The following is a 12603-nucleotide window of genomic DNA, read 5'->3' as shown; positions in this document are numbered from 1 at the left end:
CTCCTCACGCGTCGCCGCGGTCACGGCCGCGCGCGACGTCGAGAAATACGTCTTCGAGCGTCGCGCGGTTGTAGCGCGCCATGATGGCGGCCGGCGTGTCGTCGTCCTCGATCCGGCCGCGCTTCATGATCACCACGCGGTCGCACAGCCGCTCGACCTCGAGCATGTTGTGCGAGGCGAGCAGGATCGAGGCGCCGCGGGCCTTGCGATAGGTTTCGAGATGGCCGCGAATCCAGTCCGCCGTATCCGGATCGAGCGACGCGGTCGGCTCGTCGAGCAGCAGCAGCTCCGGACGGTTGATGAGCGCCTTTGCGAGCGCGACGCGGGTCTTCTGACCGGCCGACAGCTTGCCGCTCGGCCGGTCGAGAAACTCTGTCAGGTCGAGATCGGAGGCCAGCTCGGCGATCCGGCCACGCAGATCGGGCACGTCATAGAGCCGTCCGAACACGCTGAGATTCTGCCGCACCGTCAGCCGGGACGGCATGTCGACGTAGGGACTTTCGAAATTGATCCGCCCCAGCACCTCGGCGCGCTGCTCCGGCATGGTCCGGCCGAGCACGCGGATCCTTCCGGCGGTCGGCTGCACCAGCCCCATGATCATCGCGATCGTGGTGGTCTTGCCGGCGCCGTTGCCGCCGAGCAGGCCGGTGATGCTGCCGCGGGGAACGCGGAACGACACGCCGTCCACGGCGCGCGTCGCCTTGTAGACCTTGACCAGATCCGCGACCTCGATCGCCGCGGTGTCGGCCGGCGCCGCAGGCCGGGATGTGCTCTCGATCGTCATGACACGGGCCTTTTGACCGGCGGCGCGGCTCGGCGCAAGCCGCGGGCCCCGGCGCCGCGACCACGGCGCGAATTGTGAACGTCCGGCGCGGCTTGTAGTGTCCGGCGCATGTCCGATGATCTGATCTCCGCCGATTTCCGCCATCCCCGCCGCCATGTCCGGCTCGACACCATCCTGCGGCTGCGCTGGCTGGCGGCGCTGGGCCAGCTGTCGGCGATCTTCATCGTCGCGCAGGGGCTCGAATTCGACTTCGCTGTGCTGCCCTGCCTCGCCATCATCGGCGGCTCGGCGGTCGTCAGCCTCGGGCTGCAGATCGCGTTCAATCCGATGCAGCGGATGGAGCCGATTTATGCGGCGCTGCTGCTGGCGCTGAACATCGCCGAACTCGCCGGCCTGCTCTACTTCACCGGCGGCCTGCAGAACCCGTTCTCGTTCCTGTTCCTCGGTCCCGTCCTGATCGCCGCCACCGCGCTGCCGACCCGGATGACGATCTCGCTCGGCATTTTCGCCGCCGGTTGCGCGGCATTGCTCGGCTACACCCACCAGCCGCTGCCCTGGGCCGGCGACGAGGCCGTGCAACTGCCGGAGATCTATCTGATCGGCGTCTGGCTCTCGATCCTGCTCGCGATCGGCGTCACCAGCGTCTACACCTTCCAGGTCACCGAGGAGGCGCGCAAGCTCGCCGACGCGCTGTCGGCGACCGAGCTGGTACTGGAACGCGAGCAGCATCTCACCCAGATCGACGGGCTGGCCGCCGCCGCCGCACACGAGCTCGGCACGCCGCTCTCGACCATCTTCCTGATCTCGCGCGAACTGGAAAAATCTGCGCCGCCCGAGATGGTCGGCGACCTGCGCACGCTGCGCGAACAGGCGCAGCGCTGCCGCGAGATTCTCGCCAAGATCTCGCATCTCAACGCAGCCGGGGCGCCATTCGACAAGATGCCGTTGTCCACCTTGCTCGAAGAGGCGGTGGCGCCGCACCGCGATTTCGGCGTCACCATCAAGATCCGGGTGGCGGTCTCCGGCGTCAGCGAGCCGGTGGTGATGCGCAACCCGGCGATCCTCTACGGCATCGGCAACATCTTGGAAAACGCCGTCGATTTCGCTCGCGAGACGGTCGAGGTGAACGCCTGGTGGAATGCCGAGACCGTCCAGATCATGATCTCCGACGACGGCCCGGGCATCAAGCCGGACCTGTTGAAGCGGATCGGCGAGCCGTATCTGTCGCGGCGCCGGCACCCCGACGACGACGGCCAGACCGACCGCGCCGGCCTCGGCCTCGGCGTGTTCATCGCCCGCACGCTGCTGGAGCGCACCGGCGCCAAGGTGTCGTTCCGCAACAAGCTGTTTCCCGACCACGGCGCCGTGGTCCAGCTGACGTGGCCGCGGGGCCGCTTCGAGAATACCGAAAGCGCTGCAATCGCAGAGTCTTGACCGGGGGCGCGCGGTCCGGTCGCAGGGCCCCGGGGCCGGCCGGGCCTTGGCATTGTCGCACCCTGTCGCCATATCTTTTGGATTGACGCTCAGGAGACCCCGCGCCGTGAACGCCATCCCCGAACTGAACGACCACGCCGATCGCTCGCTGCTGATCGTGGAGGACGACAAGCCGTTCCTTGAGCGCCTGTCGCGCGCGATGGAGACCCGCGGCTTCGCCGTCACGTCTTGCGACAGCGTTTCCAGCGGTCTGGCGCAGATCGGCAAGCAGGCGCCGGCCTTCGCGGTGGTCGATCTCCGGCTCGGCGACGGCAACGGTCTCGACGTGGTGTCCGCGCTGAAGAAGGAGCGTCCGGACGCGCGCGCCATCGTGCTCACCGGCTATGGCAACATTGCCACCGCCGTGACCGCGGTAAAGATGGGCGCGGTCGACTATCTGTCGAAGCCGGCGGATGCCGACGACGTCGTCGCGGCGCTGCTGGCGAGCGGCAACGAGAAGTCCGAACTGCCCAACAACCCGATGTCGGCCGACCGCGTGCGCTGGGAGCACATCCAGCGCATTTACGAGATGTGCAACCGCAACGTCTCCGAAACCGCCCGCCGCCTCAACATGCACCGCCGCACCCTGCAGCGGATTTTGGCAAAGCGCGCGCCGCGCTGAGGCGAGGCGCGACGAAGCGAGGCGCGGACCCGATTCAGCTGCTTGCTGCGATTCATCAACCTCTCGGTCGTCATTCCGGGGCGCTTGCGCAGCAAGCGAGCCCGGAATCCATACGCCCCGTGCGCGCGAGAGCGCACAGCGTCGGACGGCTTTTACTAATCACTGACTCCAGGGGTTATGGATTCCGGGCTCGCGCTTCGCGCGCCCCGGAATGACGAACGTGGAAGTGGTTTAGTCGCGTCCCGCACAGCGCCGTCGGCACACGACTAAGCGCGCTACCACCAACCTTCGCCAACCCCTTGCGGATCGCTCAGCCGATTCAGCCGTCCGGCGGCGGCCAGCGCGAAGCGCAGCATCATCAGTTTGCGGGTCGGGGCCGGGAGTTTGTGCTCGGGGGCTTCGCAATGCAGATGGGCGCCGTAGCCGTCGGCGACGATCAGACCGGTGTCGCCCGGAAAAATCTCGCACGGCAGATCCTGGGTGAAGGCGAAGAACAGCCGGTCGCAATGCGCCCGGTACTCCGGCCATTTCTGGTCGGCGCGGAGATCCGCCAGCGAGGACTTGATCTCGACGATCCAGATCTCGCCGCGCTCGTTCAGCGCCACGAGATCGGCGCGCCGGCCCGACGGCAGCGGCAATTCGCTGACGCAGGCGAAGCCGAGCGAGCGCAGCAGCCGCGTGGTGCCGCGCGCGATCTGCAGCGCGGTTTCCGACTGCCGCAAATCGGGCGGCACAACCAAGTGAACGGCATTCGTGTTCATCGCGACGAAGTCTAGCCGATTCCGATGCCGGCTCCCAAGCGGAGCATGACGGAACCGCGCCATCGCCGCGCGCCGCGCAGCGATGCATCAGGCATGGCTGCGGGGGCAGTTGGAGACCATCAAGATGAACCGCATCACCCTGTTCCGGGCGCTGACCCTGGCGGCGCTCGCCGCGCCCTTCGGCTTTTCATCGGCCGCATACGCCAAGCCGGCGGTCGAAGTCGCCTTCGTGCTCGACACCACCGGCTCGATGAGCGGCCTGATCGAGGGCGCCAAGCGCAAGATCTGGTCGATCGCCACCGCGATCGTCGACAGCAATCCGGACGCCGACATCCGCATGGGACTGGTCGCCTATCGCGACATCGGCGACGACTACGTCACGCGCAGCGTCGAACTCACCGCCGACATCCAGGACCTCTACGCCCGGCTGCTCGAACTGCAGGCGCGCGGCGGCGGCGACTGGCCGGAGAGCGTCAACGAAGCGCTCGACGTCGCGGTCAACAAGCTGAAATGGACCAGCGGCAGCGACACCCGCCGCATCGTCTTCCTGGTCGGCGACGCGCCGCCGCACATGGACTACGCGCAGGACACCAAATACCCGACCACGCTCGCGGTAGCGCGTCAGAAAGACATCATCGTCAACGCTGTGCAGGCTGGAAGCGCAGAGGATACCGAGCGGGTCTGGCACGAGATCGCCGAAGGCGGCCGCGGCCGCTACATCCCGATCCCGCAGGACGGCGGTCAGGTGGTGATCATCCAGACGCCCTATGACGACGACATCATCATCCTGCAGAAGGAAATCAACGGCACCGTGATTCCCTACGGCCCTGCACCGCTGCAGAAGCGGACCGAAAACAAGATGCGGCAGTTATCCGAAGTCGCCGCCGCAGCACCGGCGGCCGCCTCCGACATGGCCAGCTACCTCAACAAGCGCGCCGCCACGTCGTCCGAAGCCGTCACAGGCGGCGGCGATCTCGTCGGCGACATTGCGGCCGGCCGGCAGAAGCTCGGCGACGTCAAGGACGCGGACCTGCCCGCCAGCCTGCGCGCGCTCCCCGCCGAGCAGCGCGCAGTTCAGATCGACGCCCAGATCAGCAAACGCCAGTCGCTCAACGCCAAACTCGCCGCGCTGGTCAAGCAACGCGACGACTATTTGCGCAACCATCGCGACAAGCAGCCGAAGCAGGCCTCTTCGTTCGATCGCGAAGTTGAGGCGACGCTGAAGGTGCAGTTGAAGCGGTAGTCGAGTCGAAGCTGTAGCCAAGTTTCGGCAGCAGCCGAGTTGAAGCGGCAGAAGCGATAGCTCACACCGGTAGGGCACAGCGTCCGCCCCACCCGCAGCCGTCACCCTCCGCGAAAGCGGAGGGCCCAGTATTCCAGAGCACTCGAAGCTGCGCATTGCCCAGGCAACCAGCACACTGGAATACTGGGTCGCCCGCGTTAGCGGGCGCTGGCCGGTGTTGTCGTGGCCGCGCGGCGCTTGAGATCCGCCCGTTTTGACTTGGTCACATCGGCAGGGCATTCTCACTTCATGACCGAGACACAGACCAAAGCCAAAGCCGGCGCCACCATTATCCCCGTTACGCCGTTCCAGCAGAACTGCACGCTGCTGTGGTGCGAAGCCACCCGCAAGGCGGTGGTCGTCGACCCCGGCGGTGACGTGCCGGAGATTCTCGCCGCGATCGAGAAGGTCGGCGTCAGCGTCGAGGCGATCTGGCTGACGCACGGCCATATCGACCACGTCGGCGGCGCCGCCGATCTGCGCGATGCGCTCAAGGTGCAGATTATCGGACCGCATCGCGACGATCAGTTTCTGCTGGAGAACGTCGTCAACAGCGGCCGCAGTTTCGGCATCGACGGCGTCCGCGACGTCACCACCGACCGCTGGCTCGATCAGGGCGACAGCGTCGAGGTCGGCGAGCTGAAATTTCAGGTGCTGCATTGCCCCGGCCATTCGCCGGGCAGCGTGGTGTTCTTCAACGAGGCGATGCGGTTCGCGCTGGTCGGCGACGTGCTGTTCGCCGGCTCGGTCGGCCGCACTGATCTGCCCGGCGGCAATCATGCGACGCTGCTCGCCTCGATTACCGACAAGCTGCTGCCGCTCGGCGACGACGTCGGCTTCATCTGCGGCCACGGGCCAGGATCGAGTATCGGCCAGGAGCGCCAGACCAATCCGTTCCTGACCTGACCCGTTCTCACGATCAATCCGGAATAGACCAACAGGCGGGCCGCTAAGCGACCCGCCTGTTTTGTCATCCCGTACCGGAATGATTAGTCGATGATCTCGACCACGCGATGGGTGCGCGGCTCGACCAGAACCGTGCGGCCGTTCACCACCGTGTAGCGATACTCACGCGCGGCGGAGAAGCGGTCCGGCACTTCGTAGTAGGTCACGCCTTCAGCCGGCAGGACGGCGCCGACGCGCAGCTCGTCGCGATACGTGTAGGACGGACGGCGCTGTTCGACCACATAGGAGTGGAAGCGCGGACGATCATCGACGCCCAGAATGCCGCTGACGCCGCCGACGACGCCACCGATGGTGCCACCTACCACCGCGCCCAGCGGGCCGGCTGCGCGTTCGCCTTCACGTGCGCCGCGCTCGACGCCCCCGGGGACACCCTGAGCATTGGCAACGGCGGGGGCAGCGAGCGCCAGGATCACCGCGGCAGTTCCGATAAAGCGTTTCATCATTCGTCTCCGTGTTCGGGAATGCGCATGACAAGTCACCGTACCGAATTCAGTTCCGGCCGCCCAACACGCAACTACACGGAAATTTGCCGGGATGAACCGACGTTCAGAGAGGAACTACTTCGCCAGCAGTGCGCGGATGCGCGCCGCCAGATCGCCGAGCTCGAACGGCTTGGTGATCAGCTCCATGCCGGCCTCGGCGATGCCCTCGGTCATCGCCGCGCTTTCGGCGTAGCCGGTCATCAGCACGACTTTGAGATCGGGCCGCGTGAGGCGCGCCTGGTCGGCGAGCTGACGGCCGTTGAGGCCGGGCAGACCGATATCCGACAGCAGCAGATCGACCGGCCCGCCTTTTTGCAACATCGCCAGTCCCGACGGGCCGTCGATCGCTTCGCGTACGTTGTAGCCGTGATCGCGCAGCATCTCGACGACCACGCCGCGCACCACCGCTTCATCCTCGATCACCAGCACGGTCTCGCCGTGCGCCTCGGGCTCGTGTGCCCGTGCCGCCGCATCGTCGCCAGAAGCCGCATCACTGTATTCGCGCGGCAGATACAACGTCACCGACGTGCCTTCCCCAAGCCGGCTGACGATGCCGGCATGGCCGTGCGACTGCTGGGCAAAGCCGTAGATCATCGACAGCCCGAGCCCGGTACCCTGCCCGAGCGGCTTGGTCGTAAAGAACGGATCGAACGCGCGTGCCGCAATCTCTTCGCTCATCCCGGTCCCGGTGTCCGACACCGTGAGGCAGACATAGTCGCCCGGCACCAGCGCCGGCATCTCGGCGGCATCGAAGCTGGCGTTGTGCGTTGACACCGTCAGCCGCCCGCCGTCCGGCATCGCGTCGCGCGCGTTGATGGCGAGATTGAGCAGCGCGCTTTCGAGCTGGTTGGGATCGCACAGCGTGAGCCACAGATCCGGCGCCGACCTGATCGACAGATCGATCGCCTCGCCGATGGTTCGCCGCAGCAGATCTTCCAGGGAGACCACGAGTTGATTGACGTCGACCGGCCTCGGCACCAGCGGCTGGCGACGGGCGAAGGCGAGCAGCCGGTGCGTCAGCGCCGCAGCGCGATTGGCGGACGTCATCGCCACGCCGATGTAACGGCTGAGATTGTCGAGCCGGCCCTGGTCCAGCCGGGTCTGCATCAGGTCGAGCGAACCGACGATGCCGGTCAGTAGATTGTTGAAGTCGTGCGCGATGCCGCCGGTGAGCTGGCCGACCGCCTCCATTTTCTGCGATTGACGGAGCGCCTCCTCGGCAAGCTTCAGCCGTTCGGCTGCGGCTTTTTCCGCGGTGACGTCGCGCGCCACCGCATAGATCGCCTCGGCGTCGGACACGCCGGTCCAGGACAGCCAGCGATAGCTGCCGTCCTGATGGCGAATGCGGCTTTCGAACCGGACCGTGCCCGGACCGGCGGAGAGCCGCGCGAAATGCAGCCGCGTCACGCCGCCGTCGGCCGGGTGCTCCAGCCAGTCCGACGTGTTGTCGAGTAGTTCGGCGGCGCTCCAGCCGAGCGTCTGGGTCCAGGCCGGATTGACGGTGCGCCATACGCCGTCGCGTCCCGCGACCAGCAGCAGATCCTGCGAGACATTCCAGATCCGGTCGCGCTCGCGCGTCTTCTCCTGCACACGCTGCTCCAGCGTGGTGTTGAGCTGCGCGAGCTGATCGGCCAGCCGATGCGCCGCTTCCTCGCTGGCCTGCAGCCGCTGCTCGGCCTCGACCTGTTCGGTGACGTCGATATGCGCGCCGACCAGCCGCAGCGGCGTGCCGTCGTCGCTGCGCTCGATCACCGACCGCACCGAGATCCAGCGCGTCTCGCCATCGCTCGGGCGAATGATGCGATAGCGCGCCGTGTAGTCCCGCGTAGTCCCCTTCACCGCCTCGACGAATTGCTGCTCGGTCGCCTCGCGATCCTCAGGATGAATCCGCCGCACCCAGTCTTCGTGGGTTTCGTGCGTGGCATCCGGCGGCAAGCCGTGGACCAGCAGATATTCGGGCGAGCGCCGGTTGCGGAAACCGGAGCGCAGATCGACTTCGAGGCCACCGATCCGGCCGATCTGCTGAACCCGCGCCAGTTCGGCCTCGCGTTCGCGCAGTGCGTGCGAGGCCAGCACGTCACCGGTGACGTCACGGCACACCACCAGCACGCCGCCGACGCGGTCGTCCTGATCGATCGGGCTGAATCCGTAGGTCCAGTAGATATCTTCGAGCCGGCCGTGGCGGATGACCGGCACCAGATCGTTCTCGCGCCAGATCGGCTCGCCGCCGCCCATGATCTGCTCGATCTTCGGCGCTAGCGAATGCCAGAATTCCGGCCAGCATTCGCGGGCCGGCTGGCCGAGCGCGCGTGGGTGCCGCTCGGGCCCGATGAGTTCGCGATACGCGTCGTTGTAGAACTGCAGCTGATCCGGGCCCCACCACACCAGCATCGGATGATGCGTGTTGAGGACGATCCGCAGCGCCGTGCGCAACCCCTGCGGCCAATTCTGCGGAGGCCCGAGCGGGGAACTCGTCCAATCATGCGCGCGCGTCAGCGCGCCCATTTCACCACCACGGGCGAGAAAGTCCGGTATCAGCGATGATTGAGGGTCCAGCATATGTCAGGAGAGGATCTCGCCGCGGCGATTGCGGCAACCTAACACCGTCAGACGCTGCCGCAACCCTGAGCCGGCGCATGGAACCCGCCGGCTCGCGGCTGGCCGTTACTTCATCAATCCCGCAGCCGTAAGCGCGCGGGTAATCACCGCGTTGACATCGATGCCGCGACGATCGCGCGGACCTTGGCCGGCGCGCGCGCCGGCGGAACTGCGGGCTTTCGCCTTGGCGGCCTGAGGTTCCGCTGTCGCGGCTTCGCGCTCGGGTTTCGCTGCCGGCTTGGTCAGGGCCTTGCGCTGATGAATGCGCCCGGTGAGACCGAAGAACGTGGCGATATGGTAGGACGAGGAAATTCCAGCATCGAGCAGATACGGACCCGCGACACCATAAGGCTCGTCATTGGAGAGGCCGAGCGGCGTACCATGTGCCATATCGGTGATGGTGTAGGACTCCACCGTCGGCTCGCCACTTGAGTTCCACCACACCTTGTGGGGAAAGCCGTCGACCTTGCGCTCCGCCATCGGCGTCTCCGGCAGGCCGTGCAGATCGAGCCACTGCTCGATCAGCGCGTCGGCATTGCCGGGATGGACGGTGCGGTCGGCGGTGCCCTGCCACACCGACAGCTTCGGCCACGGCCCGCGATGCGCCGACGCCTTGCGCACCAGATCGCCGAGCTGATGAGCGGGCAGATGCGTCGGATGCCGCATCTCCTTCAATGCGGCCCGCACATTAGTGGCGACGCCGTAAGGCAGGCCGGCGATCACCGCGCCGCCGGCGAACACGTCAGGGTAAGTAGCCAGCATCACGGCCGCCATTGCGCCGCCGGCCGACAGGCCGGTCACGAAGATGCGCGCGCGGTCGATATCGTGGTGCTGCGTCAGATGCTCGACCATCTGCCGGATCGAACCGGCCTCGCCATGGTCGCGATGGATGTCCTCCGGCACGAACCAGTTGAAGCAGGCGTTCGGATTGTTGGCGCGCTTCTGCTCCGGCATCAGCAGCCCGAAGCCGTAACGCTGCGCCAAGGCCGACCATCCGGCACCGACATCGTAGCCCGCCGCCGTCTGGGTGCAGCCATGCAGCACGACCACGAGCGGAATGCGCTGCGACAGCCCCTCAGGGATGAACGACAGCATCCGCAAATTGCCCGGATTTGCACCGAAATCGGCCGTTTCGGTCAGCGGGCTGGCGGCTTCCGCGGCCCCGCCGATTCCCTCCAAGCCGCTGAATCCATTCATTTTTGGCAGATGGGCGAGGAAGTCGATGGTATTTTTGAGGGACACGGCAGCTCCTGATCGGTCAGCCCGCAGGCACAGGCTGATATAGTTGCTGCACCGCAATATGGAATGACGCGCACGGTTTTGTGCGCGGCGTCGGCGCAGCAAAGGCAAATCCAAGAGCCGGGGCCGCCGGAAAGTTCCGGCCTTACGCGCAGCTCAGACCAGCCCCGCAAGGTGCAGCGCGAGACCCATGGCCGCGCACAGCAGCAGCACCGCGGCGGTGCCGGCCTTGAAGCGAAACACCGCCACCATCGCGGCGGCGGCCAGCAGCGCAGCCCACGGATTGAAGCTCGAAAGCACCGGCACATCCAGCGACAGCGCGCCGACCGGAAGCTTGCGCACCTCGCGAAAGATGGTGTGCAGCGCGAACCACAGCGCCAGGTTGAGCATCACTCCGACCACCGCGGCGGTGATGGCCGCAAGCGCCGCCGTCAGCGCCGCGTTGCCGCGCAGCCGTTCGATGTAGGGCGCGCCCAGGAAAATCCAGAGGAAGCACGGCGCGAAGGTGACCCAGGTGGTGAGCAGCCCGCCGAGCACGCCCGCCGCAATTGGCGGCAATATCCCAGGCGCCCGATACGCCGCGACATAGCCGACGAATTGCAGCACCATGATCAGCGGCCCCGGCGTCGTCTCCGCCATGCCGAGGCCATCGAGCATTTCGCCGGGCCGCAGCCAGCCGTAGTGATCGACGGCGAGCTGCGCCACATAGGCCAGCACCGCATAGGCGCCGCCGAACGTCACCAGCGCCATCTTGGAGAAGAACACCGCGAGCTGGCTGAACACGTTCTCGGGTCCGAGCGCGATCAGCAGCACGGCCACCGGCGTCAGCCACAGCACCAGGCACACCGCCGCGACGCGGAGCGCCTGCGCGGACGAACTGCCGGTTGCGCCGAGCTCATCCTCGGCTGCCGCAGCGACCTGCGCCGGCAGCCAGCCGCCGCGATGGCCGAGCCAGCCGATTAGTCCCGCGCCTAGCACGATCAGAGGAAACGGCACGTCGAAGATCGTGATGGCGAGCAGCGCCAGCAAAGCGAGTGCCCGCATGCTGTGGGTCTTCAGCGCGCGGCCGCCGACGCGGGCCACCGCCTGTAGCACGATCGCCAGCACCGCCGCCTTGAGGCCGAAGAACAGCGCCGCGACGATGCCGAGCTGGCCGAACGACATGTAGACGACGCTGAGCGCCATGATGGCGATCACGCCCGGCAGAATGAACAACCCGCCGGCAATCAGCCCGCCGCGGGTGCCATGCATCAGCCAGCCGAGATAAGTGGCGAGCTGCTGCGCTTCCGGGCCCGGCAGCAGCATGCAATAGTTCAGCGCGTGCAGAAACCGCTGCTCCGAAACCCAGCGCTTCTCGTCGACAACGATGCGGTGCATCACGGCGATCTGGCCGGCCGGACCGCCGCACGACAGCAGCGCGATCCGCAGCCACGTCGATGTCGCCTCTGCCAGCGAAACGCCGTGGCCGCGCGCGTCCGCCCGGCCCGGCTGCGGCACGGCAGTGCTCAAGCACTCTCCCGGACAGCAGCGGGGCGTGGCGTGGATCTCGCCGCCAGCGTCTGGTCGATCGCGCAGATGCCGACCTGGCACATCGCGCCGGACACCAGATCGCCGCCGCGCTGAAGGTCCTGCGCCAGCGCATCGAACTGCCCGCGCAGCAGCCGCAGCGTCTCGACCGCGACCACCGCATGGCTCCGGCCGAGCGGCGCAAGTTGGCCGCGCAGCCGGCGGAGTTCGCGATCGGCCTCGGCGACACGGCCCTCGGCCCGGACGATCCGCTCCAGCAGGCGTGCGCGATGGGCGGCGAATTCGGTTTCGGCCGCCGCCAGCCTGTCCTGCAGCGCCGCAACCGCCCGCTGCTGCGGGGCAGCGTCGTCGCGCAGGCTCTGTGCCTGCGCCTCGGCCTCACGCGTCGCCGCGCGGCTCTGCTCCGCTTCGCGCGTCTGTTGCTGAAGCTGATCTTCGGTCTGGCGAATGCGATCGGCCTGCTGTTCGATCAGCCCGGCCGCCTCGCGTAGATAGCCGGCGCTCTGGCCGGTGGCGATCAGCTCGGAAAATCGGCGCAGAAATCTGGCAATCTCCAGCTCGCTGGGAGACTCGGGCAAAAGCTGAGGTCTGCTCATGCAGCTCGCCGGATAGAGCGGAAAGGAAACGCGGTGGGCGTCGCGACTCAGGCGCTTAGTCACGCTAACAACTCTGCCCGGCCGTCTCAACTGTTCCCGACGCGAAGGTTTCACCGCGCGCCGAGCGAGACGCGATGGCGGCTGCGCGCCATCCTGCCGCGCAACGAAGGTCGATTTGACAAGCGCCCGGAAAACCCCGAGCAGATCATGTCCGTCGCGCTCGCGTCCCGGTTGCGCGGCGCTGACCGGCAGGCCCGGACCGGAGTGCATGTT

General features: G+C 67.0%; 11 protein-coding genes. 4 read left to right on the top strand and 7 right to left on the bottom strand.

Annotation, left to right across the window (positions count from 1 at the left end; all coding sequences use genetic code 11):
* Nucleotides 1–4 precede the first annotated feature (4 nt).
* Nucleotides 5–784 (bottom strand): ABC transporter ATP-binding protein, encoded by a 780-nt coding sequence (locus ACOJTD_RS11860; protein WP_420133113.1) that lies wholly within the window; start codon nt 782–784, stop codon nt 5–7.
* 108 nt (nt 785–892) lie between these two features.
* Here ACOJTD_RS11860 and ACOJTD_RS11855 point away from each other — a divergent pair, with 108 nt between their 5' ends.
* Both ACOJTD_RS11855 and ACOJTD_RS11850 read left to right on the top strand, forming a co-directional pair.
* Entirely contained in the window at nt 893–2218 is a 1326-nt protein-coding gene (locus ACOJTD_RS11855) for an ActS/PrrB/RegB family redox-sensitive histidine kinase (protein WP_420133112.1), read from the top strand.
* A 106-nt stretch (nt 2219–2324) separates the two neighbouring features.
* Entirely contained in the window at nt 2325–2879 is a 555-nt protein-coding gene (locus ACOJTD_RS11850) for an ActR/PrrA/RegA family redox response regulator transcription factor (RefSeq protein ID WP_420133111.1), read from the top strand.
* Between the two features lie 275 nt (nt 2880–3154).
* Here ACOJTD_RS11850 and ACOJTD_RS11845 read toward each other — a convergent pair whose 3' ends face one another.
* Nucleotides 3155–3640: an MmcB family DNA repair protein gene (locus ACOJTD_RS11845; RefSeq protein ID WP_420133110.1), complete on the bottom strand. Its 486-nt coding sequence runs from the start codon at nt 3638–3640 to the stop codon at nt 3155–3157.
* Between the two features lie 124 nt (nt 3641–3764).
* On the opposite strand from ACOJTD_RS11845, the gene ACOJTD_RS11840 reads away from it, so the two are divergent.
* Together ACOJTD_RS11840 and ACOJTD_RS11835 are read left to right on the top strand one after the other, a co-directional pair.
* Nucleotides 3765–4883 (top strand): vWA domain-containing protein, encoded by a 1119-nt coding sequence (locus ACOJTD_RS11840; protein WP_420133109.1) that lies wholly within the window; start codon nt 3765–3767, stop codon nt 4881–4883.
* A 288-nt stretch (nt 4884–5171) separates the two neighbouring features.
* On the top strand, nt 5172–5828 hold the full coding sequence (locus ACOJTD_RS11835; protein WP_420133108.1) for an MBL fold metallo-hydrolase: 657 nt from the start codon (nt 5172–5174) through the stop codon (nt 5826–5828).
* An 83-nt stretch (nt 5829–5911) separates the two neighbouring features.
* Here the strand turns inward: ACOJTD_RS11835 and ACOJTD_RS11830 are convergent, their stop codons facing one another.
* The 5 genes from ACOJTD_RS11830 to ACOJTD_RS11810 all read right to left on the bottom strand — a co-directional run bounded on the left by ACOJTD_RS11830 (nt 5912) and on the right by ACOJTD_RS11810 (nt 12330).
* Nucleotides 5912–6331: a DUF1236 domain-containing protein gene (locus ACOJTD_RS11830; RefSeq protein WP_420133107.1), complete on the bottom strand. Its 420-nt coding sequence runs from the start codon at nt 6329–6331 to the stop codon at nt 5912–5914.
* A gap of 114 nt (nt 6332–6445) precedes the next feature.
* On the bottom strand, nt 6446–8929 hold the full coding sequence (locus ACOJTD_RS11825; protein ID WP_420133106.1) for a PAS domain-containing protein: 2484 nt from the start codon (nt 8927–8929) through the stop codon (nt 6446–6448).
* A 105-nt stretch (nt 8930–9034) separates the two neighbouring features.
* Nucleotides 9035–10210, bottom strand: coding sequence for an alpha/beta hydrolase family esterase (locus tag ACOJTD_RS11820; RefSeq protein ID WP_420133105.1), 1176 nt, complete (start codon nt 10208–10210; stop codon nt 9035–9037).
* A 153-nt stretch (nt 10211–10363) separates the two neighbouring features.
* Nucleotides 10364–11716 carry a chromate efflux transporter gene (gene chrA / locus ACOJTD_RS11815; protein WP_420133104.1) on the bottom strand — a complete coding sequence of 451 codons (1353 nt, stop codon included), beginning with the start codon at nt 11714–11716 and terminating at the stop codon, nt 10364–10366.
* Entirely contained in the window at nt 11713–12330 is a 618-nt protein-coding gene (locus tag ACOJTD_RS11810; protein ID WP_420133103.1) for a hypothetical protein, read from the bottom strand. The genes chrA and ACOJTD_RS11810 overlap by 4 nt, the downstream gene beginning before the upstream one ends.
* Nucleotides 12331–12603 lie beyond the last annotated feature (273 nt).

Origin of the sequence: Rhodopseudomonas sp., assembly GCF_048594845.1 — a bacterium.
Taxonomy (GTDB): Bacteria; Pseudomonadota; Alphaproteobacteria; order Rhizobiales; family Xanthobacteraceae; genus Rhodopseudomonas.
The sequence above is the reverse complement of the archived record's forward strand: the minus strand, read 5'-3'. Positions and strand labels throughout refer to the sequence as shown.

Excerpts from the sequence above, each read along its gene's own strand:
- ACOJTD_RS11860 (WP_420133113.1), bottom strand. The coding sequence starts at position 784 with ATGACGATCGAGAGCACATCCCGGCCTGCGGCGCCGGCCGACACCGCG.
- ACOJTD_RS11855 (WP_420133112.1), top strand. The coding sequence starts at position 893 with ATGTCCGATGATCTGATCTCCGCCGATTTCCGCCATCCCCGCCGCCAT.
- ACOJTD_RS11845 (WP_420133110.1), bottom strand. The coding sequence starts at position 3,640 with ATGAACACGAATGCCGTTCACTTGGTTGTGCCGCCCGATTTGCGGCAG.
- ACOJTD_RS11840 (WP_420133109.1), top strand. The coding sequence starts at position 3,765 with ATGAACCGCATCACCCTGTTCCGGGCGCTGACCCTGGCGGCGCTCGCC.
- ACOJTD_RS11835 (WP_420133108.1), top strand. The coding sequence starts at position 5,172 with ATGACCGAGACACAGACCAAAGCCAAAGCCGGCGCCACCATTATCCCC.
- ACOJTD_RS11830 (WP_420133107.1), bottom strand. The coding sequence starts at position 6,331 with ATGATGAAACGCTTTATCGGAACTGCCGCGGTGATCCTGGCGCTCGCT.
- ACOJTD_RS11825 (WP_420133106.1), bottom strand. The coding sequence starts at position 8,929 with ATGCTGGACCCTCAATCATCGCTGATACCGGACTTTCTCGCCCGTGGT.
- ACOJTD_RS11810 (WP_420133103.1), bottom strand. The coding sequence starts at position 12,330 with ATGAGCAGACCTCAGCTTTTGCCCGAGTCTCCCAGCGAGCTGGAGATT.